The 21,965-nt window shown below is 59.9% G+C and carries 22 protein-coding genes; 12 read left to right on the top strand and 10 right to left on the bottom strand.

Features of this window, described 5'->3' with window-relative positions; translation table 11 throughout:
• Positions 1-77 precede the first annotated feature (77 nt).
• The 8 genes from FHX14_RS19185 to FHX14_RS19220 form a co-directional block, all read right to left on the bottom strand.
• Complete coding sequence (locus FHX14_RS19185) at positions 78-326, bottom strand: hypothetical protein (protein WP_184378171.1); 249 nt, start codon at positions 324-326, stop codon at positions 78-80.
• Between the two features lie 244 nt (positions 327-570).
• A complete protein-coding gene (locus FHX14_RS19190) occupies positions 571-1,638 on the bottom strand; it encodes a DUF5666 domain-containing protein (protein WP_184378132.1) in 1,068 nt (355 codons plus the stop codon).
• Positions 1,635-2,498 (bottom strand): DUF6502 family protein, encoded by an 864-nt coding sequence (locus tag FHX14_RS19195; protein ID WP_037073559.1) that lies wholly within the window; start codon positions 2,496-2,498, stop codon positions 1,635-1,637. Before FHX14_RS19195 ends, FHX14_RS19190 begins: the two co-directional genes overlap by 4 nt.
• A 184-nt stretch (positions 2,499-2,682) precedes the next feature.
• Entirely contained in the window at positions 2,683-3,057 is a 375-nt protein-coding gene (locus FHX14_RS19200; protein ID WP_003591507.1) for a hypothetical protein, read from the bottom strand.
• Between the two features lie 10 nt (positions 3,058-3,067).
• A complete protein-coding gene (locus tag FHX14_RS19205) occupies positions 3,068-4,114 on the bottom strand; it encodes a flagellar hook-associated family protein (RefSeq protein WP_003591509.1) in 1,047 nt (348 codons plus the stop codon).
• 2 nt (positions 4,115-4,116) lie between these two features.
• A complete protein-coding gene (flgK, locus tag FHX14_RS19210) occupies positions 4,117-5,577 on the bottom strand; it encodes a flagellar hook-associated protein FlgK (protein WP_184378133.1) in 1,461 nt (486 codons plus the stop codon).
• A gap of 13 nt (positions 5,578-5,590) precedes the next feature.
• Positions 5,591-6,883 carry a flagellar hook protein FlgE gene (locus FHX14_RS19215; protein WP_184378134.1) on the bottom strand — a complete coding sequence of 431 codons (1,293 nt, stop codon included), beginning with the start codon at positions 6,881-6,883 and terminating at the stop codon, positions 5,591-5,593.
• A 319-nt stretch (positions 6,884-7,202) separates the two neighbouring features.
• Positions 7,203-8,081: an EF-hand domain-containing protein gene (locus FHX14_RS19220; RefSeq protein ID WP_184378135.1), complete on the bottom strand. Its 879-nt coding sequence runs from the start codon at positions 8,079-8,081 to the stop codon at positions 7,203-7,205.
• A gap of 165 nt (positions 8,082-8,246) precedes the next feature.
• Between FHX14_RS19220 and FHX14_RS19225 the strand changes: the two genes are divergently transcribed.
• The 12 genes from FHX14_RS19225 (at position 8,247) to FHX14_RS19280 (ending at position 20,607) form a co-directional block, all read left to right on the top strand.
• Positions 8,247-8,894: a TetR/AcrR family transcriptional regulator gene (locus FHX14_RS19225; protein WP_184378136.1), complete on the top strand. Its 648-nt coding sequence runs from the start codon at positions 8,247-8,249 to the stop codon at positions 8,892-8,894.
• Positions 8,895-9,104: 210 nt separating this feature from the next.
• Entirely contained in the window at positions 9,105-11,288 is a 2,184-nt protein-coding gene (locus FHX14_RS19230) for a DUF1217 domain-containing protein (RefSeq protein ID WP_184378137.1), read from the top strand.
• A gap of 151 nt (positions 11,289-11,439) precedes the next feature.
• Positions 11,440-13,215 carry a PAS domain-containing methyl-accepting chemotaxis protein gene (locus FHX14_RS19235; RefSeq protein WP_184378138.1) on the top strand — a complete coding sequence of 592 codons (1,776 nt, stop codon included), beginning with the start codon at positions 11,440-11,442 and terminating at the stop codon, positions 13,213-13,215.
• A 426-nt stretch (positions 13,216-13,641) separates the two neighbouring features.
• Positions 13,642-14,481 carry a transporter substrate-binding domain-containing protein gene (locus FHX14_RS19240; RefSeq protein WP_184378139.1) on the top strand — a complete coding sequence of 280 codons (840 nt, stop codon included), beginning with the start codon at positions 13,642-13,644 and terminating at the stop codon, positions 14,479-14,481.
• A 129-nt stretch (positions 14,482-14,610) separates the two neighbouring features.
• Positions 14,611-15,273, top strand: coding sequence for an amino acid ABC transporter permease (locus FHX14_RS19245; RefSeq protein WP_179611104.1), 663 nt, complete (start codon positions 14,611-14,613; stop codon positions 15,271-15,273).
• Positions 15,274-15,278: 5 nt separating this feature from the next.
• Positions 15,279-15,938: an amino acid ABC transporter permease gene (locus tag FHX14_RS19250; protein WP_003591527.1), complete on the top strand. Its 660-nt coding sequence runs from the start codon at positions 15,279-15,281 to the stop codon at positions 15,936-15,938.
• Between the two features lie 12 nt (positions 15,939-15,950).
• The gene (locus tag FHX14_RS19255) at positions 15,951-16,721 is read left to right on the top strand and encodes an amino acid ABC transporter ATP-binding protein (protein ID WP_184378140.1); all 771 of its coding nucleotides are present in this window, start codon (positions 15,951-15,953) and stop codon (positions 16,719-16,721) included.
• A 254-nt stretch (positions 16,722-16,975) separates the two neighbouring features.
• Positions 16,976-17,713: a GntR family transcriptional regulator gene (locus FHX14_RS19260; protein WP_003591530.1), complete on the top strand. Its 738-nt coding sequence runs from the start codon at positions 16,976-16,978 to the stop codon at positions 17,711-17,713.
• Positions 17,714-17,716: 3 nt separating this feature from the next.
• Positions 17,717-18,502, top strand: coding sequence for a transporter substrate-binding domain-containing protein (locus tag FHX14_RS19265; RefSeq protein WP_003591532.1), 786 nt, complete (start codon positions 17,717-17,719; stop codon positions 18,500-18,502).
• Positions 18,503-18,576: 74 nt separating this feature from the next.
• Positions 18,577-19,248 carry an amino acid ABC transporter permease gene (locus FHX14_RS19270; RefSeq protein ID WP_184378141.1) on the top strand — a complete coding sequence of 224 codons (672 nt, stop codon included), beginning with the start codon at positions 18,577-18,579 and terminating at the stop codon, positions 19,246-19,248.
• Positions 19,245-19,904: an amino acid ABC transporter permease gene (locus tag FHX14_RS19275; RefSeq protein ID WP_184378142.1), complete on the top strand. Its 660-nt coding sequence runs from the start codon at positions 19,245-19,247 to the stop codon at positions 19,902-19,904. Before FHX14_RS19270 ends, FHX14_RS19275 begins: the two co-directional genes overlap by 4 nt.
• The gene (locus FHX14_RS19280) at positions 19,882-20,607 is read left to right on the top strand and encodes an amino acid ABC transporter ATP-binding protein (RefSeq protein ID WP_184378143.1); all 726 of its coding nucleotides are present in this window, start codon (positions 19,882-19,884) and stop codon (positions 20,605-20,607) included. Before FHX14_RS19275 ends, FHX14_RS19280 begins: the two co-directional genes overlap by 23 nt.
• Positions 20,608-20,759: 152 nt before the next feature.
• On the opposite strand, the gene FHX14_RS19285 is transcribed toward FHX14_RS19280, so the two are convergent.
• Complete coding sequence (locus FHX14_RS19285) at positions 20,760-21,494, bottom strand: PspA/IM30 family protein (RefSeq protein WP_184378144.1); 735 nt, start codon at positions 21,492-21,494, stop codon at positions 20,760-20,762.
• The gene (locus FHX14_RS19290) at positions 21,491-21,937 is read right to left on the bottom strand and encodes a YjfI family protein (protein ID WP_184378145.1); all 447 of its coding nucleotides are present in this window, start codon (positions 21,935-21,937) and stop codon (positions 21,491-21,493) included. The genes FHX14_RS19285 and FHX14_RS19290 overlap by 4 nt, the downstream gene beginning before the upstream one ends.
• Positions 21,938-21,965 lie beyond the last annotated feature (28 nt).

Consider the following 21,965-nt stretch of genomic DNA (forward strand, 5'->3'; position numbering starts at 1 on the left):
ATCCTGGCGGGACGGTTGTTCAGTTGCCGACGTTCAGCAGCAGTCGGCCGTCAGTGATAATCCGGCAACGATGCCTTTCACGCCAATCGCATCAGCGTATTATTGAGGTCGCCGATCTCGCGCAGCAGCTCGACCAATCTATCCGTATCGTCCTGGCTGAGCCGGCCCGTTTCGCCGCTGTTCTTCCAAAGATTTTGGAATTCTTGGCTCATCTCACGCGCGCTTTGCATGATTTCGATGATTTGCGTGCGGTTTTCCCAGGTCGCGACGACGGTAGGCTCGTCCATCTCGATCGAAATATCCGGTTCGCGTTCCAGCCAAAGCAATTTCTGATTCCTCTTGGGCAATGATGACCTGGTTCGGACGGCGCCATCGAGCGGTGGGCCATCCCCGCAATTACGCGTGCACATGGTTTGACTTAAAAAGCGTTTTAAAATCAAACGATTGGCTAGCGGGCGTGGGGCGAACCCGCTAGCCAATCGGCAAACCCGTCCTGGAATCACCCAATGCGAATTCGCAAGAGCAATAAAATGGGAAAACTTCCCATTTGTCAATATGGGTGACAGCGTTTCAGTGCGGGCCCGGGGGCGGCGGCCCAGGAGGCGGGCCGCCAGGGCCGGGTGGCGGGCCTCGCCTGTCCGGATCGGGAAAATCTCCGCCTGGCCCGCCTCTGCCGAAAGGCGAGTGATCGGGCCGCGGCCCATCCCCAGGGCCGTGCGGCGGGCGGGAACCAAAACCATCGGGACCAGGTCCGGGAAAGCCGGTCATTCTGCTCGAATCCCGGACGCCGATATCGACGAAGCCGTGACCATCGGGAGAGAGCCGCATCGAGCCGGACGGTGCCGAACCCCCAGCTCCGGAACCCGCCTCGCCTCTGTCCGTGGGTCGGAAGGTTTCGATATTGACGATGCCGCGTTTGAGGCCCGGCACCACCGGTTCGGTCTGAACGCGGGTAATCACCAAGCGATCGGCGATCGCCTTGAGACGCACGAGCGTTTGTTTGCCGGCGAGGTAGCCATGCGTGCTTCCAAGCGAAAGGCCGCCGATCAGGACGCGGTTGCCGCTCTTGACGGGAACGCCGCGAAGATGGGCGCCGTCGGAGACGGAGCGAGGCTCGATACGCCGGGCAATAATCGTACCGTCTGGTTTGCGGATGCCGAACACGGCAACCCGCTTGCCTTTCCGCAGGCCCTTCGTCGCTAAACCTGATGTGTCGACGGTTTGCGCCAATATGGTCATGCCGGTCTTATCAATCCGGTCGATGCGGCCCTGAACCTCGCTGACGATCGTAATGCGGGCGGCGCGCTTTCCTGTCAGCAGCACCCGGGCGACATGGCCGACCTTCATCGCGCTCGCGAGTACGCGCCGTCCATCGATCTCGATCGGCGTCGTCGCGCTGAACGGTATGTGAATATTGTTGACGATGATGCTGCCGAAACCCTGGATGGTCCCGACAATGCCGGTTCCGCCAATCCCATGATCTTCGTTCTCGCCGCCGCCCTGGATGGCAAGACCGGACCCGCCGATTCCGTGATCGCTGGTGCTTGTCGGCTGCGCGGCGGCAAGTTCCGGCCGCAGGACCTGAAGCGCGATGCCGCCCAGCAGAAACTGTCTTCTCGAGATCGCCGACGGGCTCATTCGTCGATCTCCTGCTTGGAGGCGGTTTCTGCCGCAGGATCCGTTTCGCGTTCCTCGGTCATGACATAGAGCCCCGCGATCCAGCGGCTGTTGCCGCCGGCATCGTCCTTGATCGCCTGATGGGCGATCTTGTTGAGCTTCAGGAGCAGCGTCATGCTTTCCTGGCGCGCAAGCTCGTCGAGCCGGGCCGCCAGCGCGGGCGACATGCCGTCATAGTGAACGGCGCGTTCGAAATAGGGAGGAGGCTCATTCATAAGGTTCATGACCGACGCCTGCACATGATCACGAAGGTTGCGGGTGAAGTAATGCCGGCGGGCGTCGTCGCCGGCATTCGGGACGATCGATGAGAGGTCGAGCTGGACCCGGCCGTCCTCATCGAGAACGACGATGCCTCGGTCCAGCCATTCGTCCAGGATGGAGCGCGGATGGACGTCTTTGGTGATGTCGCTCACCAGGCTTTCGAATGACGGACTGCCGTCGCTCGATGTTCGGGGCAGAGCGCTCGGCCTGTCCTCAGCATCGCAATAGAGCGGGTCGGCAAGCCAGCGGGCAAGGATGCGGCTCGTCTGTGAAACGCCGACGGTGAGGAATGAGGGGTCGAGCGCCAGTCCGCGCAGCCGGTTGACGTCCTTGCGGTGGATGCCCGTCAGGAGTGAGATGCGGCTATCCGTCTGCTGCTTGTTCGGCAGCGCGAATTCCTTCTCCGCCACCTCGATGTATAGGCGGCGAAGAACCGTGGTAAAGGCGGTGAAGTTGAAACCGGAAGCGAGAGCGAGTTTGACCAGCGGGCGCAGCACGCGGATCAGCATGGCCTGCAAGGTCTCTTCGGAGAATGGCAGCTTCGCGCGCGGCTTTGACATCGACAACACACTTGGTCCCTGAAAGACCGTTGCCAAAAGACCTTCGGCAGCAGCCTCGGTCTCCTTTAAGGCAAGGTCCACCCTGCCGCAACGCACAGGCGACATGCAAGCCCGGCCTATACCATGCCGCCTGGCGACGCGGGCAGGATTACAACGTCTTCCGGAAGGTATTTTACATAGTCTATCAATGCCTTGTGTTCTCAGACTCGGGGGAAAGCAAGGCGCCCTGACGCCAGTCGATCAAGCGGTCGATCCGAGCAATCTTGTGGAAAACCTCGAAGACGTCGAATGACGAACCTTTCTCGATATACGACGCCAGGAGCTCGCAAAGCTCGAATATTTCAGGCGGCGTGCCGGTCATCTCGACGCCGTCATCAGTGAAAATCCCCGATCGCGGCCAAGCCTGGGCCTGTTGTTCGTCGAGCTTGTTGCCGACGAAAGGGATCGTGTTGATGATGCCGGAGGCAAGAGCGAAGGCCGCCTCCGCCACGATTTCGGAGCAGCTCGCGTTGGGCTCTCTGGTTAAGGCCGGCATTTGCAGCCGTTTTAATTCCCGCATGTTCAATCCGTCAGAGATAGTTGACCAGGCTCAGGCCCTGGAGTTTCGAGACGAGCGTGTAGGCCGTTTCCAGCTGCGTCTGCAGCTGGTTGACGAGTGTCGACGCCTCGTAGGCATCCACGCCCTGGAGATCGACGAGTTTTCCCTGGAGCAGGCTCGACTGGGCATCGAGGGCGTCATTCGCCTTTTCGAGCCGCTCCTGCGAGAGGCCGAGCTGGCTTTGCTGCGTGACGATGCCCGATGTCGCCTGCGCCGCATAACCGATCGCCTTCGTTGCGACGGTGCTCTGCGCGTCGGAGCTCAGATCCTGGCCGAAGAGGGCGGAGACGACGACGGAGGCAAGCGCCAGATAACGCATGCCTTCGGAATTGGCGTTGGTGGACGAGGTGATGGTTTCCGAGCTGCTGATCCGGCTCGTCATGTCGGTGCTGGAGGCAGTCGACCAGCCCGCAGAAGCGTCCGTCCAGCCGCTTTCGGAAAACATCGGCTCGACCGTGCCGGTGATGAAGGTGCCGATTTCGTCGCCGGTCAGCTCGTTGACGTCCTTTCCAAGACCGGTTGCATAGTCCCCGAGCGCCGTGACGATCGTATCCGAAACCGTGGAGGACTGATCGGTCAGCGGCTGGCTGTCGAGGTTGGTTCCGCCAAACAGGAACTCGCCATTGACTGAGGTATTCGCCGTCGAGATCAGCTGCGAAATCGTGGAGCCTGCGGTCTGCAGGGCAACGGCGATGCTGGTCGTGTCCTGGCTCGCCTGGAGCGCGGTCAGGTTCGAAACCAGGCTGTCGCCGGCATCCTTGAGGCTGGAAAGGGCGGTCTGCGATGCGTCCATGCGCAGTTCGACGACGGCATTGCTCGTCTGGAACGAGGCGGCCTGGTCGATAGCGCTGCTGAGGCTGATCGTTTTTGCGGCGCCGGCGCCAAGCGATACGCCGATATCGGCGTAGGTTCCGGTCGTCGCTTCCGTCGAGGCCTGCTGCAACTTGGTCTGGGACTGGCTGATGGTTAGCCGCAGGACGTTCTGCATCGCCGATGATGAGACAAAAGAGGCTTTCATGACTAGCTCGCTATGTCGAGGAGCGACTTGAACATCTCGTCGATGACGTTCAGGATCTTCGTCGCCGCCTTGTAGGATTGTTCGATATCAAGGAGGAGCGTCAGCTCCTCGTCGAGGTTGACGCCGGCTTCGTTGGAATAGGCTTCGTCGGATCGCGACAGCGCGGCAGTCGTGTTTTCGGAGGCCGACGTTGCATCGCTGCGATATTGTTCCAGCCAGCCGATGGAGGAACTGGCGTAATCCATCAGGCTTTGCGTGGTGGAAAGACCGGCGTCTGAGGAGAACGAGCGCTGTTCCGTCAACGCCGTATAGAGGGCGTCGAGATTGTCCGAGAAACCGCTGTCTCCTGCGCTGTTGAGATCGGTGATGCCGCTGATCGTTCCGTCGCGCAGCTTCGTGGCATCGCCGCCCTCGCTGGTAACGACGGCAAGATTGACCGAGATCGAAGAGGCGATGCCGGTGATATCGTCGGAATCCGACGGTGTGCCCCCTGATGTCCCCGACGCGGTGGTCCAGACGAAAAGTCCCGGCGTGCTGGTGCTGCCATCGGTTTCCGAGAAGGCCTGGACGAGCGACTTGGCGATCTCGTCGAGCTGCGCCTGGAATGTCGGCGCGATGTCGTCGCGAAGCTGCAGCAGCGCCTGCAGGCTGCCCGAGGCGCTGGTCGTCGATCCCTCGCCGGCGTCGAGCGCAACGCCGTCGATATAGACGGAATTGCCCTCCGTTCCGGCGACGTAGGTTGTCGTCGGCACGTATGTGACGGTGCGCGGTACGGTCTCGAACAGCACGGTGCCGTCGGAGGTGTAGAGCGCCATGTCGTTGTTGTCGCGCACAGCGGTGGTGACGCCGACGATCGAGGAGATCTGCTTCAACAGCTTTTCTCGCTCGTCGAGCGCCGAGGAGGTATCGGCGCCCGTCGCCGTCGCCAGCTTGACGGCATTGTTGGCCGTCTCGAACTGCGACAGCAGCGTATTCAGCGAGGAGACCTGCGTGGCGATCTCGGCATCGGCATCGGCTCTGATCGACTGGACGCCGTCGCTTGCGGTATTCAGCGAATTGGCGAGATCCTGCGCGGCGGTGACGGCCGATTGCGCCGCGGTCGTGCTGCTCGGCGATGTGGCAAAGGTCTGCAGCGCCTGCTGAAATGCTGAGAGGTATGTGCTCGGCGAGGTCTCGTAATCGTTGCCGCCCATCAGCGACTTCAAGCTTTCGAGGCCGGTCACCAGCGTCTGCTGGGCACTGTCCTTGGAGTTCGATTGCAGATATTGCGCCAGCAGCGCAGTTTCCTGCGCCCGGCTGATGCTGACGACCTGGGCGCCGGAGAGAGACGTCGTGATCGACGCCTCCCGTCTTACATAGTCGGAATTTCCGACATTGGCGATGTTGGTCGAGACGACACTGCTTTGCTGACCCGTATTGTTGAAAATACTTTGGACGCTGTTCAAGGCGGAGGTAAGCGACATCTAGGCGCTCCCTCTATCGTTTCAGGTTGACGAGGACATCCATGATATCGGAGCCGGTCTGAAACACCTTCGAATTGGCGGTATAGCTGCGCTGCGCCTCGATCATCTCCGTCAGTTCGCCGGCGAGATCGACGTTCGAGCTCTCGAGGGCGCCTGATTGAATGGAGCCGAGCCCGTTTGTCTGCGGAAAGCCGGTGACGGTAACGCCCGACTGGCCGTTGGCGCTGTAGACGTTGCCGCTGAGCAGCGTCAGATTGTCGGGGCTGGCGACCGTCGCAAGCGGGATCTGATACAGAGCCTTGGTCGCCCCGTTCGCATAGGAAACCGACACCACCCCGTCCGTGCCGATGGATACCGCACTCACCGCACTTGCGGCCTGACCGTCGGCGGAGCCCGTCGCCGAGAAGTCGGAGGCGAGCTGGGTGAAGTCCGAATAATCCATGGTGATCGTCTGTGCGGTGACCGGATCGACGATATCGGTATCGGCCGCAGAGGTCAGCTGACCGTCGGCGTCGAAGGAGAGTGTTGCAACGCTGACGGCGTCGGAGGAGTAAGGGAAGGACGTCGTTCCGCCGGTGGTGGCATCGGCATTGCGGTAAACCGCTACCTCCCAGGTGCTTCCGGTGACCGCGCCGGCGGAATCCGTCGTGACACCTGTCTTGGTGAAATAGTAGTCGTACTGGACGGTGCCGCCGAGGCTGTCATAGGCAACGAGCGACATCTTCTGCGTATCGTCGGTGACATCGGACGTGTTGGCGCTCGGCAGTGTCGTCGTATCGGTGACGACGGTTGCCTCGGAATTCAGGTTGCCGCTGAAATAGGCGCTGGTCGAAGCGACCGCGCTCAATCCCGATTGGGATACGTTGACCGGCACCAGCCCATCGAAGCCGTTGACAACAACCGCAGGCACACCGGAATCGTAGGAATATCCCATGAGGGTAAAACCGGCGCCGTTGACCAGGTTGCCGTCGCTGTCGACGGAGAAGTCGCCGGCCCGGGTGAGGACCGGGGTGCCATCGGCGCTTTGCACGATGAAGAAGCCGTCGCCTGATATCGCCAGGTCGTAATCCGAGGTCGTATAGGAGATGTCGCCCTGTTGAGAAATCGCCTGGCGCACGGATGTCTGGACGCCGCCGGAATTGTAATTGCCTGACGACGACGGCAGCACCAGCGACGAGAAGGACGTGGAAACGGCTTTGTAGCCGACCGTGTTTGCGTTGGCGATATTGTCGGAAACCGTGCTCAGCCGGTTTGCCTGGGCGCTCATGCCGGAGACGGCGGTTTTCATGCTTCCAAATATGCTCATGGCTCAATCCTTTAAGGTTTGGGAACATGCCATGTGACGAGAGGCCTCCAGGCCCGAATAACGGGCGCACGACATCGCTGGCGCCGGGCAAAGCCCACACCGGTGGATGATCTGATTGTCTGGATTGACCCCGTGATGGCGATAGGCGCTGCGGCTCATCCGCGCGCTGGTCTGGTGCGCCTTTCACGGCGCACCATGTAAATGCTTCGATAGTTCAGCGGCCCGGTTGAAAGCTCTGCCGGCTCGATTGCCGGGCCGCTGTCAGACCGTTGCGTTACAGCTTCTCCAGCAACTGCGACGCGACGCTCCTTATCGTCTGTCAGCTCGTGGCGCTTGTGGACAATGAACCGGTGCCCGATGTGTCGAGCAGATCGAAAAGCTGGCTCGCCTGGCTTTCGGTAACGTCGTCCGGCCTGCCGGCCATGAATTCGTCCAATGATACGAGCCCGTCGCCATCGGTATCGAGATCGGAGAGCAGGGATGCGGTCTGCTCATCCTCGGCGGGCGGCGGTGGCGGCGGTCCGTCGGGGCGTTGCGACGACTGAGCGGACATCGCCTCGGTCAATGCGTCGACCGACAGCGAGCCGGCGCTCTCGCTGTCGAAGCTGTCGAACAGCGTGCCTGCCTGATCCTCGCTCACATCGGACGGCCGGCCTGCGACGAATTCGGCCTTGCTCACCAGCCCGTCTCCATCGGTATCGAGATCGGAGAGCAGCGACGAAAGCTCGTCATCGCCTTCGGGCGGCGGCGGTGGTGGCCCGCCCGCACGCTGCGATCTCTGGGCGGACATGGCCTCGGTGAGCGCATCGACCGACAGCGAGCCGGAATCTTCGCTGTCGAAGCTATCGAACAGCGTGCCCGCCTGATCCTCGGTCACGTCGGACGGCCTGGCTGCGACAAACTCGGCCTTGCTCACATAGCCGTCGCCATCGGTGTCGAGCTGCGCAACATCCATGCCTTCTTCGCCGTCCTGTTCCCCGCTGGAGCCGGACTGTCCGCTAAGGCCATTCATCGTCAGCGACATCAGCTGGGACATGAGTTTCTCGGCGCTGTTGGTCGAGTCTTCGCTGGTCTGCTGGCTTGTGGTTGATTTTTTTGCCGAAACCGTATTACAGGATAGGATGTCCTGGGATGCGGATGTCGAGTTCTTGCTATAGGAATAGGAAGAAACCGATGTTGCGGCGGAAATTGTCGTCATAAGCGCTCCATCGCTAAAGAGGGTGGGGATGCAACGCATTACAGAACTTACGAGTTCTCTAAATCGAAATTGCTAATGCCACAACCGAAAAAGTCATCCCTCAGAAATCGCAGTCCGCTTTTCAGGGCCATCGGCGTGCGCTTCGGTAGAGCGGTTTAGATCGTCATGGATGGTGTCGATGAGCCCGCAGATGAGCCGCGCAAGCGAGGCCGGCCGAAAGTCTCCAGCGATGAGGACAAGCGGACGCATATCGTCGAAATCGCCCGCCGTGTTTTTGTAAAATACGGTTATGCCGGAAGCACCACCGCGGTGGTTGCCACCGAGGCTGGTGTCTCGAAACAGACGCTCTACAAGCTGTTTCAGAGCAAGGAAGAGCTGTTTGCCGCCGTGGTGGGCGCGCATCGGCGCCTGATGCTCGACCTGCCGAGGCCCGCGGAAGACCTTCCGATCGCCGAAAGCCTCGAACATATCTTCATGATCGATATGGATGAGGAGAAGGATGCGGACCGCGCCGGTTTTCTGCAGCTCGTCTTTCGCGAAGCGGCGCAGTTTCCAGAGCTTATCGACATTCTGCAGCGCGAAGGCATGCTTGCCAGCCGCCAACACCTCGCTGACTGGTTGAGCGATCGCCGGGCGGAAGGCAGATTGACGCTTGATGATCCGGCGAGCGGAGCCCGGATGCTGATGGACATGATCTTTGGCGGTATGGGCCCGCCGGAAGGGCGCGCCCAGGCCTGGCCCGACCGGGCCGGACTGCTCGCCCATCTTCGCCGCTGCATCGCAATCTTCGCCGTCGGCGTCGGGGCCTCGTAAACCCTAAAAAACGATCCTTCGACTTTTGTCTTCCAATTCCACATTGGATAAATTATAGAACTATAGAGTTCTTTTAAGTTGATTCGGCCACATGAATGTGGCTGCACATCGCCATGACCTGCGACGACATCCCAGCAAAGATCGAAATTTTCACCGCGGCTGCCGGCAGGCTGTCGCGTGCGCTGCCGCGCCCATGAAAAGGGACAGACGTTGGTTTCCACCTATGTAAGCTATCTCGCAGTCGCACGTAATCTGAACGCCAGCCTCTCGAGTGTGGCGTCCCAGGGCACGGTTTCCCGCGACAGCGCCTATTACAAGGAAAACATCGGCAAGGTCACGACGGTCGACGAGTTCATGGGCGATTACAAGCTCTATTCCTATGCGATGAAGGCCTACGGGCTCGACGACATGACCTATGCCAAGGCCTTCATGAAGAAGGTGCTGGAAAGCGACCTCAGCGATTCATCGAGCTTTGCCAACAGTTTGAGCGACGGCCGCTATGCCGAGTTCGCCGCTGCCTTCAAATTCGGCGGAGAAACGAAGACGGCGCAATCGGACGTGCAGCGGGACACTCTGCTGGATGCTTATGAGAGTTCCTTCGACACCGAGGCGGAAGACATTGCGGACGAGACGGATTATTTCGAAGAGAATATCTCGTCGATCACGTCGGTCGATGATTTCCTGTCGAGTTCGAGACTGAAGAATTATGCGCTGACGGCCTTCGGTCTCAGCACCGATTACACCTCCAGCAGTTTCCTCAAGCAGGTTTTGACGAGCGACCTCGACGATTCCGACAGCTTCGTCAATCAGCTCGGCGACGACGTCTATGTCAGCCTGGCGAAGGCCTTCAACTTCAACGAGGACGGCTCGACCGACGGCGACGTGATGTCGGAAGACCAGATCTCTCTGGTGACGAGCGGCTATGCGGTGGCTTCCTCGACCGTTGCCTCTTCGGACACCGGAGAGGCCTATGACACCTATTTCGCGGCGGAAATTGGAAACATCACCTCCGTCGATCAGTTGATGAACGACGACAAGCTGGTCGGCTATCTCAGGATCGCCTACGGGCTGACCGACGACGAATCCGACACCTTCATTTCCGCAGCACTGAAAAGCGCCGATATTGCCGACGCGATCGGCCTGTCGGATCTGCACGACGCCTTCAATTTCGATGAGGACGGCGCGCTTGCCGATGGCGACACCGCCCAGACGTCGGAACAGACCGCCACGACCACGGCGGCCTTCGATGAAAACTATCAGGTGCTGATCGCCAATACCGACACGGAAGATGCCGTCGACAACTACACGACGCGCATCGCCAGCGTCACCTCGATCGATGATTTCCTCGTCTCGAATGCCGATGATGACGATGACGACAATGACGATCTCCCGGAAATGTGGGAAATGGCGTTGCGCGCCTTCGACATCGATCCGGACAGCGTTTCGAGAAGCCAGGTGCGGAAAATTCTCGAAAGCGATCCCACGGATTCTAAAAGCTATGTCAACAGCCTGGACGACGACCGGTTCGTCGCTTTTCGCAAAGCATTCAACTTCGACAGCGATGGCGACGTCACCGTTCCCTTGCAGGCCATGTCGGAATCCGTCGTCGACGACTATGCCGCCTATTACAAGCAGAACAAGATCCGCTACCTCGACGGGGACGAACTGACCGAGGCGACCGACGCGGCGGATGAGGAGATCAGCTATTTCCGCGAGCAGATGGCGACGATCACGACGGCGAGCGAATTTCTCGCCGATGATCGCCTGGTTAGCCTTGCGCTCGAGGCAAAGGGGCTCGACCCGGACGATGTCACCTCGGACCAATTGAAGAAGATGTTTTCTTCCGATCTCGACGACGAAGACAGTTACGTCAACAAGCTGGATGACAGTCGCTTCGCCGAACTCGTCGGCTCGTTCAATTTCGATCAGGACGGCAATATCTCCGCCGATCCCACCGGGACGGTGCAGCAGCGCGGCGACGTGCTGGAAACGATCGACTCCTATGTCAGGCTGACGCTCGAAGACGACCAGGGCGACAGCAACACCGGCGTGCGCCTGGCGCTCTACTTCCAGCGCAAGGCGCCGGAGATCTCGAGCGCCTATGGCATTCTGGGCGACAGCGCGCTCTTCCAGTTCTTTACCACGACCTTCAACCTGTCCAGTTATGTCTCGAACATGGACGTCGACAAGCAAGCCGAGATGGTCAACAACTTCATCGACATCAAGGATCTGGCAGATCCCGACAAAGTCGACGATCTGATCAAACGCTTCACCGCCATGTATGATGTCGCCAACGGCACGGGTACCACGTCGTCGGCACTTTCGATCCTCACCGGCTCAGCGTCGATAAGCGCGGACACGCTGCTTGCGATGGCGCAATTGAAGACCGGTTGAGTGATCTTCGGCCTTATCTCCTGATGAGTGTAATATTCTCTTCAGAAGGCCCGTTAAACCTTATATTAATCATTAAATCCCCATTAATAAGCATAGGCAAATATTCGTGACGTGGCCGAATAGCCGGCGATGAAATCTTGGGGGGATTGCGATGAATATTCTCGATCGTGGCGCAAATGCTGTTGCGGCTCTTGCCGCTCTATCGAACTCGCAAGCCATGATTGAATTCGACTTGTCGGGCATGATCCTCACCGCAAACGAAAATTTCTGCCGGGCGCTCGGTTACGAGTTGCGGGAGATCGTCGGACAACATCACCGCATGTTCGTCGAACCTGCCTACGCATCCTCGGCAGAATACAAGGCTTTCTGGACGAAGCTGTCAGCCGGGAAATTCGAGCAGCAGCAGTACAAACGGCTCGGAAAAGGCGGTCGCGAAGTCTGGATCGAAGCGTCCTACAATCCCGTGTTCCGGCGGGGGAGACCGGTCAAGGTCATCAAGATCGCAACCGATATCACCGCGCAGAAGCTGAAATCCGCCGAGGATGCGGGCAAGATCGACGCCTTGTCGCGGGCTCAGGCGATCATCGAATTCACGCCGGGCGGCGAAGTGCTTGGTGCCAACGACAATTTCCTTGCCGCCCTCGGCTATTCGCTTGCCGAGATCCAGGGCAAACATCATTCGATGTTCTGCGAAGCCGACTATTCGAGGTCGGAGGCCTACAAGGAATTCTGGCGAAAGCTTGCGAGCGGCCAGCTGATTGCCGACGAATTCATGCGGGTGGGGAAGGGCGGACGCAAAGTCTATATCCAGGCCTCCTACAATCCGATCTTCGACCTGAACGGCAAAGTGTTCAAAGTCGTCAAGTTCGCAACCGACGTGACGGCACGCGTCGAGAATGTCGAACAACTTGCTTACTGCCTGACAAACTTTGCCGACGGCGACCTGTCGCAGACGATCGTGAAGCCCTTCATTCCTTCGCTGGAGCGGCTGCGCACCGATTTCAACAGCGCCTCGGAGAAGTTGAAGGACGCGATGGCAACGGTGGCCGAAAACGCCAAGGCGATTTCGGCCGGTTCCAACGAAATCCGCACGGCAGCCGATGATCTGGCAAAACGCACCGAGCAGCAGGCGGCATCCGTCGAAGAGACGGCGGCCGCGCTTGAGGAGATTACCACCACGGTCAAGGATTCGAGCCGCCGCGCCGAGGAGGTCGGTCAACTGGTGGCGCGCACCAGGGACCATGCGGAGCATTCCGGCCAGGTGGTGCGGGATGCGATCGGAGCGATGGATCAGATCGAAACCTCGTCTCGCGAAATTTCCAACATCATCGGCGTCATCGATGAGATTGCCTTCCAGACGAACCTTTTGGCGCTCAATGCCGGCGTAGAAGCGGCGCGGGCGGGGGAGGCCGGCAAGGGGTTTGCGGTCGTCGCCCAGGAAGTGCGCGAACTGGCGCAGCGCTCGGCGAAGGCGGCGAAAGAGATCAAGAGCCTGATTACGGCGTCCGGTTCCCATGTCGCAAACGGCGTCGCCCTGGTGACGAACGCCGGATCGGCGCTGCGGGAAATCGCCACTCAGGTTCACGAAATTAATACCAACGTCACGGCGATCGTCGAGGCGGCGCGCGAGCAATCGACAGCGCTCGGCGGCATCAGCCAGGCCATCAACACCGTCGACCAGGGAACGCAGCAGAATGCCGCAATGGTCGAGGAGCAGACTGCTGCAAGCCATGGCCTTGCCCGGGAGGCTGCCGCACTCTTCAAGCTCCTTGAGCAGTTCCGTTTCGAAGACGGGCCGAAAACACGGTCTTCGTCGACGCAGGCGGGGCGCCATCCTTCGATGCCGTCGGCTTTAAAAGTTGTCCGCACCGCGTCAGGTCATGGATCGGCGGCTGCCGCGCTGAAGTCCGATTGGGAAGAATTCTGATTTAGCTCCAATCAAAGCTGCAGCGTTGCTTGCACGCCTAAAGGCGCGGCGCTGTAGGTCTGAGGGCAGCTCCGGGGGCGTCGCTGTGGCGCCTCGAGGTCCAGTAGAGCGTGGCATCCCACTGGATAGCCTGAAGCGCTCGCTCTTGCCCTTTCCGTAATGTGGGACTTCTGGCGATGTTTTCGGCCGCTACGGTGCGCCCTCCATATCCATTCACCGCTGCGTCGGAACCCTGCCAGGCGACCAGCCTCGCAAGCGGCAGAAAAATGCTGCACTGCCAAAAAAATCACCACCTGCGTCCCTGCGCGTTTTTTCAGCATGACCCATTGACAATTCGTCCTTGATGGCACTTGATAGGCTATTCCAGTAAAACAGACAAGCGTCCATTATACTGGAATAAAGGGAACCATCCATAAGGGGAACGCCATGACTATTTCCTTTCGCACCGGCGTGATGTCGCTGGCCGCCGCCGCGCTGCTCTCCACGCCTGCATTGGCCGACGGCAGCAAGCTCGATGAAGTGCTGGCCCGCGGCCATCTCGTCCTCGGCACGGGCAGCACCAACGCGCCCTGGCACTTCAAGAGCGCCGACGACAAGCTTCAGGGTTTCGACGTCGACATGGGCCATATCATCGCCAAGGCGCTGTTCGGCGATCCTGAGAAGATCGAATATGTAAACCAGTCCTCCGACGCCCGCATCCCGAACATCACCACCGACAAGGTCGATATTACCTGCCAGTTCATGACCGTTACCGGCGAACGCGCCCAGCAGGTCGCCTTCACCATTCCCTATTATCGCGAGGGTGTCGGCCTGATGCTCAAGGCGGACGGAAAATATGGCGATTACGCCGCTCTCAAGGCCGCCGGTTCCTCCGTCACCATCTCGGTTCTGCAGAACGTCTATGCCGAGACGATGGTGCACGCGGCATTGCCGGACGCGACCGTCGATCAGTATGATTCCGTCGACCTGATCTATCAGGCTCTGGAGTCGGGACGTGCCGATGCCGTCGCCACCGACCAGTCGTCGCTCGCCTGGTACATGACGCAAAATCCGGGCCGATACAAAGACGCCGGCTACGGCTGGAACCCGCAGACCTACGCCTGCGCCGTCAAGCGCGGCGATCAGGACTGGCTGAACTTCGTCAACACCGCCCTGCACGAAGCCATGACCGGCGTCGAGTTCGACTTTTACGCCAAGTCCTTCAAGACCTGGTTCGGCAAGGACCTGACGCCGCCGCAGATCGGCTTCCCCGTCGAGTTCAAATAACTGCCATGCGGAGCGGGACCTGTCCCGCTCCGCTGCAGCGCCGCGCGTCTTTCCAGGCGCACAAAGGACGCTGCAACACTGTGAATCTGCGCATCGTGCACGATGCGTTAGTCTGAAAGGGCGGCCCGCATGGGTTATACGTTGAACTTCGGTGCCGTCTGGCGCAATTTCGATTTTCTGTTGAGCGGGCTTGCGCTCAGCCTCGGCCTGGCGGTGATCTCGATCCTGATCGGGGCCGTGATCGGTCTCGTCGTCGCGTTTGCGCTGACGTCCAAGAACCGCTTGGCGGTGGTGCCGGCGCGGGTCTATGTCACGGTCATTCGCAACCTGCCGATTCTCGTCCTGGTGTTATTCGCCTTTTTCGCGCTGCCGCAGATGGGCGTGCGTCTCGACAAGATAAAAAGCTTCGTCCTCGTTCTCTCCCTCTATTCCGGCGCCTATCTGGCCGAGGTGTTCCGCGCCGGCCTGCTGTCGATCCCCAAAGGGCTGACGGAAGCCGGCCTCGCCATCGGCCTGACGGGGATGCAGATCCGCAGCTCGATCATTGCCCCGCTGATGCTGCGCAACGTGCTGCCATCGCTGTCCTCGACGATCATCTCGCTCTTCAAGGACACCTCGCTTGCCGCGGCCATCGCCGTGCCGGAACTGACCTTTGCTGCCCGCAAGATCAATGTCGAAAGCTTTCGCGTCATCGAAACCTGGATGGTCACCTCCGCCCTCTATGTCGCGACCTGCTTCCTCATCGCCGCCGTGATGCGCTTCGTCGAGCGCCGTCTGGCCCTGCCGAGATAGACCCTATGTCCCACACCTTTCTCGAACAACTCTGGATCGCCCGCTACGTCATCATCAACGGCATCGGCGTGACCGTGTCGATCTCTCTGCTGGCCATTCTCGCAGGGTCTGTCCTCGGCGTCTTCGTCGGCCTGGCGCTCGTCTATGGCGGCGTTGTTTTGCGGCTCATCGTGCGCGCCTATACCGATATCATCCGCGGTACGCCGGTGCTCGTGCTGGTGCTGGCAAGCTATTATGTCTCCGCCGCCGTCGGGCTCGATCTCGGGCCGTTCTCCGCAGGCGTGCTCGCCCTGGCGATCTTCTGCTCCTCGCATGTCGGCGAGATCGTCCGCGGAGCGCTGCAGGCGATCCCGAAGGGGCAGACCGAAGCGGCCAAGGCGATCGGCCTGACCTTTACCCAGACCTTCACCTCGGTGCTGTGGCCGCAGGCCATGCGCCAGTGTCTGCCGGCCTGGGTGAATACCGCCGCCGAGATGGTGAAGGCCTCGACGCTGCTCTCCGTCATCGGCGTTGCCGAGCTTCTGCTGCGCACGCAGGAGATCATCTCCCGCAATTTCATGAGCCTCCAGTTCTATTTCCTGGCCGGTGGTCTCTATTTCATCGTCAATTACGGCATCGAGCACTTCGGCAAATATGTCGAGCGCAAGACCGCCCTGCCGTCCTGAGGAGTTCCCCCGATGGCCAAGACCATTCTCGACATCAAGGGCCTGCGAAAGACTTACGGCATCCACGAGGTCCTCAAAGGCGTCGATTGCGCCGTCGCGGAAGGCGAGGTCATTTCCATCATCGGCTCGTCCGGCTCCGGAAAGACCACCTTGCTGCGCTGCGTCAACATGCTGGAAGAATTCCAGGGTGGCACGATCAGCCTCGATGGCGAAGAGATCGGCTACCGCGTCGACGGCGCAACCCGCCGCCGCAAGGGGGAGAAAGAGATTGCCCGCCAGCGCGCGCTGACCGGCATGGCCTTTCAGCAGTTCAATCTCTTTCCGCATATGAGTGCCGCCGAAAACGTCATGCTCGGCCTCATCAAGGTGAAGAAAATGACCAAGCCGGAGGCCCGCGCCGTTGCGGAAAAATGGCTCGACCGTGTCGGCCTTTCCGCCCGCACCAATCATTATCCCGGTCAACTTTCCGGCGGCCAGCAGCAGCGTGTCGCCATCGCCCGGGCGATCGCCATGTCGCCGCGACTGATGCTGTTCGACGAGGTGACATCGGCGCTCGACCCGGAATTGGTCGGCGAAGTGCTGCAGGTCATCAAGGGGCTTGCCGCCGACGGCATGACCATGCTGCTCGTCACCCACGAGATGCGTTTCGCCTACGAGGTTTCATCGCGCGTTATCTTCATGAACCAAGGTGTTATCTGCGAAGAGGGCGATCCGAAGGAAATGTTCGTGCGGCCAAAGACCGAACGACTGGCGGAGTTCCTCAAGACCTCGAGTTTCCACTAAAAAGGGCGAGGACGATCGGCTATCCCCTGGTAGGCTTCGACCGCATTTTGAGAGATCACGCTGCTCTTTAGGTCGGGCCAACCGGCACCTTTGCCAAGTCGCTTGAAGATCAAAAGGTCGATGCCCGGGGTGAGCTGCGCGCACAAATTACGCTCAGCCTGCATTCCCGACAGGCAAACTTCCCGCAAAGCATCAGAGACATCTCGAAAATCCTGAGCGCAGGATTTTGGCACGAGCTTTGCTTTCCGTCTTGTATGCAAGATAGCCATACATCCGAGACCACGCAGAAGTCCATCGAGACAATGATCGTCTCGGGGATCCTTTCTGCCAAGATTCGGCCCGGCACGCGTCTTGGCGAAAACCAGCTTGCAGCGGTGTTCGGCGTATCCCGAACCCGTGTCCGAGAAGCGATGATGCGCCTTGAGACACGCGGTATCGTGCATGTCAGCGCTCGGCGGGGTTGGTTTGTCGTTGAGCCGTCCGCTGAAGAGGCGATCGCTGTCTATGAGGCACGGCGTGTCGTCGAGGCTGGATTGCTGCGCAGCATGCGCATGCTGACCGATGAGGGGTGCAAGACTCTCGACGCACATTTGAACGAGGAAAAAAGCGCAATGGCTGCGGGCGACCGGCAGCGCCTGACCTACCTGATGGGTGATTTCCATATCCGCATCGCCGAATTGAGCGGGAACGCCATCATCATCGATATCCTCCGCGACCTGACAGCGAGGACGATCCTCATTTCGATGCTCTATCAATCCGAATTTCATGCCGCACAGTCTCATGACGGCCATTGCCGCATCTTCGAGGCCATGCAGGCGGGCGATTTCGTCAGGGCTGCGGAACTCTCTGTCCAGCATATCGACGAAGTGGAAATGGGCCTCGACCTCACGACCCGCCCCGACCCGCTCTCGGAACTGCGCAGGTCCCTGTCGCTTCCCCCAAGGACCGCGTCCTCACCTCTCAGAAAACCACAACTTCAAAGGAGTAATTAACGCATGCTGACAAGACGAGTCTTCTTCGCAATCGCGACCCTTGCGGCAACCTTCGGCATCAGCTCCACGTCTCATGCCGATGCTCTCGCCGACATCACGGCGCGCGGTACGCTGCGTGTCGCCGTCCCGCAGGATTTCCCGCCATTCGGTAGTGTCGGCACCGATATGGCGCCGATGGGCTACGATATCGACGTCGCCAATCTCATTGCCGAAAAACTGGGCGTCAAGACCGAGCTCGTGCCGGTCACCAGCGCCAACCGCGTGCCTTATCTGCAGACGAACAAAGTCGATCTGGTCATTTCCAGCCTCGGCAAGAATGCGGAGCGCGAAAAGGTGATCGACTTCTCTGCAGCCTACGCCCCCTTCTTCAATGGCGTGTTTGCGCCGGCCGATCTTTCGATCGCCAAGGCGGAAGATCTTGCGGGCAAGAGCATCGCAGTCACGCGCGGCGCCGTGGAGGACCTCGAGCTGACGAAGATTGCGCCTGCCGACGCGACGATCAAGCGTTACGAGGACAATAACGGCACGATCTCAGCTTTCCTTTCCGGCCAGGTTGACACAGTCGCCACCGGCAACGTCGTGGCCGCGGCGATCCTCGCCAAAAATCCCCCCAAGCGCCCTGAACTCAAATTCCTGATCAAGAATTCGCCCTGCTACATCGGTCTGAACAAGGAGCAGGCGGCTCTTCTGGAGAAGGTGAACGGCATTATCGCTGCCGCTAAAACCGATGGCGCGCTGAACAGCATATCGCAGAAGTGGCTCGGCACCGATCTCCCGTCTGATCTCTAAGGACCCGATCTTATGGATGTCATCTCGCGCTCGCAGGCGGGATGACATCGGCTCGTCACCAAAGGGACAATTCTTTGAGCTATCATTTCGAATTCGGTTGGCTGCTTCAATATTACCCTGAGATCATCAAGGGCATACTGGTCACGCTGGAACTTATCGCTATCGGCGGAGTGCTCGGCATTTCGCTCGGCATCGTCTGTGCTTGGGTACGCGCGCTCGGGCCTGCCTGGCTAAAGCCTGTCGTTGCCAGCTATGTCGAACTGATCCGCAACACGCCGTTCCTGATCCAGCTGTTTTTCATCTTCTTCGGTCTGCCGTCGCTCGGTCTCCAGCTTCCCGAATTGACTGCTGCAAACCTCGCAATGGTCATCAATCTCGGCGCCTATAGCTGCGAAATTATTCGCGCCGGCATCCAGGCAACTCCTAAGGGTCAGTTCGAGGCAGGCGAGAGTCTTGCCATGACGCGCTTCGAAACCTTCCGTCATGTCGTTCTCGTTCCGTCACTGCAGCGCATCTGGCCGGCGCTGTCGTCGCAAGTCGTCATCGTCATGCTCGGCTCGTCGGTCGTGTCGCAGATCGCCGCCGAGGATCTGACCTTTGCCGCGAACTTCATACAATCGCGAACTTTCCGCGCTTTCGAGGCCTACATCGTCTCGACAGCAATCTATTTGGTGATGGCGATCCTGCTGCGGCAGGCACTGGGCGTGATCGGCGGCCTGATCTTCCCGAGGAGAGAAGCGCGATGATCGAGTTCACACTCTGGGACATACTGCGCAACCTGCTGCTCGCCACCCGCTGGACGATCCTGCTTTCGCTCGTCTCGTTCGTCGGCGGCGGAGGCGTCGGACTGGGGCTGTTGTTCCTGCGCATCAGCAAGCGCAAGACATTCAAGGTGCTGGCGAAATACTACATAGAACTTTTCCAGGGCACCCCGCTGCTGATGCAGCTCTTCATCGCTTTTTTCGGTCTCGGCCTCTTCGGCATCGACGTACCGGCCTGGCTTGCCGCGGGATTGACGCTCACTCTCTGGAGTGCCGCTTTCCTCGCCGAAATTTGGCGAGGCTGCGTCGAATCGATCGCGAGGAGCCAATGGGAAGCTTCCGCCAGCCTCGGCATGGGACGGTTGCAGCAAATGCGCTACGTCATCCTCCCGCAGGCGCTGAGAGTTGCCATACCGCCCACGGTCGGTTTCTCCGTTCAGATCATCAAAGGTACGGCGCTGACCTCGATCATCGGTTTCGTCGAACTGTCGAAAGCCGGCACCGTGGTCACCAATGCGACCTTCCAACCCTTCACGGTCTACGGGCTCGTCGCCCTCATCTACTTCGCCCTTTGCTGGCCTTTGTCAAAAAGCAGCCAGATCCTGGAAAGAAAGCTCAATGTCGCTCATCGAAATCACTGAAGTCCGCAAAAGCTTCGGCACCACTGAGGTGCTGAAAGGCATCAATCTCGATGTGGAGGCCGGCGAAGTCATCGCTATTATCGGCAAAAGCGGCTCGGGCAAATCGACGCTGCTTCGCTGCATCAATGGCCTGGAGACCATCACCAACGGCTCCATCTCCGTGGCTGGCGCGCAGCTCCTCGATGATGAAGTGCATCTGAAGGCATTGCGTCTCAAGGTCGGCATGATCTTTCAGCAGTTCAACCTCTTCCCGCACCTGACGGTCGGAGGCAACGTCATGCTGTCGCAGACCGTGGTCAAGAAGACCCCGAAGACCGAAGCCGAGGCTACCGCTCGCAAAATGCTGGAGCGGGTGGGGCTGAGCCACAGGTTCGACGCCTATCCGGACGAACTCTCGGGCGGCCAGCAGCAGCGCGTCGCCATCGCCCGCGCGCTCGCAATGCAACCGAGCGCGCTTCTTTGCGACGAGATCACCTCGGCGCTTGATCCGGAGCTGGTCGCAGAAGTTCTGGCCGTCGTGCGCGAGCTTGCCGCCGAGGGAATGACGCTGCTGATGGTAACGCACGAGATGAAGTTTGCCCGCGATGTCTGCAGCCGCGTCGTCTTTATGCATCACGGCCGGGTCCACGAAGTCGGCGTCCCCGACGAAGTCTTCGCCAATCCACAGACTGCCGAGCTGAAACAGTTTCTCGGCGTCAGCTAACGGGCGATGCTGATCAAGACGCCGGCCACCGAACCTTCAGCCATTGTTTCGCCTCTGGCCTGCGACCAGCAGACGGTCGCGATGAATTTCCGCGCGGCCGCTCCGTCGTCAAAAAAAGATGTGCCGACGGGGGGCAGCCGCGCGCGAAATTGTCAGTCCTTGTTGCCGGCGGGCGCCGGCAGCAAGACGGGCTCGGCCGAATGTTTGGGGAGCATCAGTTGTGCCAGAATGTCGTCGGCCGAATGGCTGGAACCGCCAATGCCGGCTTCGCGCAGCTGACGATCGAGATCGCCGCCGTTTTCCAGTGCGGCGAGCTCTGCACCGGCTTCGATGCGCCCGGCAGTGATTTCCTGGCGTTTCTTGATGCGTTCGAGACTTTCGACGGCGCTGCCGAGACGGGTATTGATGCCCGACTGGTTATGGGCGATCGCCGACTGAGCGCGCAGCAGCGACTCGTTGGCTTTGACGTTCTCCACCTCGCGCTTCATTTGCGCAATGCGTGCTTCGGTGTCCTGGATCGTGCGCAGCATCTGCTGCTGGCGGGGCAGCAGCCGATCGAGCTCTTCCTGGTCGCGCTGCACTTCGCCACGGCTGGTGGCGATGCGCTGCGCCAGACCCTGAGCGAGATCCGTGCGGCCGGCCGAGATCGCAGCGCGAGCGCTGTCGGTATCCTTGGTTTCCTTTGCGCGGTTTTCTTCAAGCCGGCGCATGACGCTCTTGTTGGAGGCCATGATGCCGGCCAGATCGGAGCGCGCCCGGCGCAGCGACTGTTCGGCGTCGCGGATTTCCTGGTCGAGAATGCGCATGGACTGGTTGTCGGCGGCAGCTTCAGCCGCCTCGTTGATACCGCCGCGAATGGCGGTGAAAATCTTTCCCCAGGTGCTCATGCGGCAATCTCCCCGCTTTTCCATTCATCAATCATGTGTGCCGCATCGACGGCATTGGCCGCCAGAATTGCCACCTCTTCGACCACCGTGTCGGCCGACGAGTGCGCCGACAGCGAACCGAACAATTCATACCATTCCTCACCGTCGATGGTGGTGATGCCGAAGCTGGAGAGCGGCACGAACTTATGCGTCTTGAGCACCATGCGTTCGAAGGCTTCGCGATTGGGCACCTCCTTGCACGGCAACAGAACGGCGCTGACAAGGATGTCGCGTTCTCCGCTGACCGCGACGAAGACGTCGAGATCGCCTTTTTCCTTGAGGGTGACGCATATGACGTCGCCCTGCTCGGGTACGGCTACATCCACATCGCCGAGTGCCGCCGGATCGGCGGCGAACAGGCGCGTTAAAGTGGTGAGGTTCCAGGTCTCCAAAAAGTCCTCCATCGGTTAGAATTCGAAAAATATCTGGGTA

The sequence above is a fragment of the Rhizobium sp. BK619 genome, assembly GCF_014195245.1.
Lineage (GTDB): Bacteria > Pseudomonadota > Alphaproteobacteria > Rhizobiales > Rhizobiaceae > Rhizobium > Rhizobium acidisoli.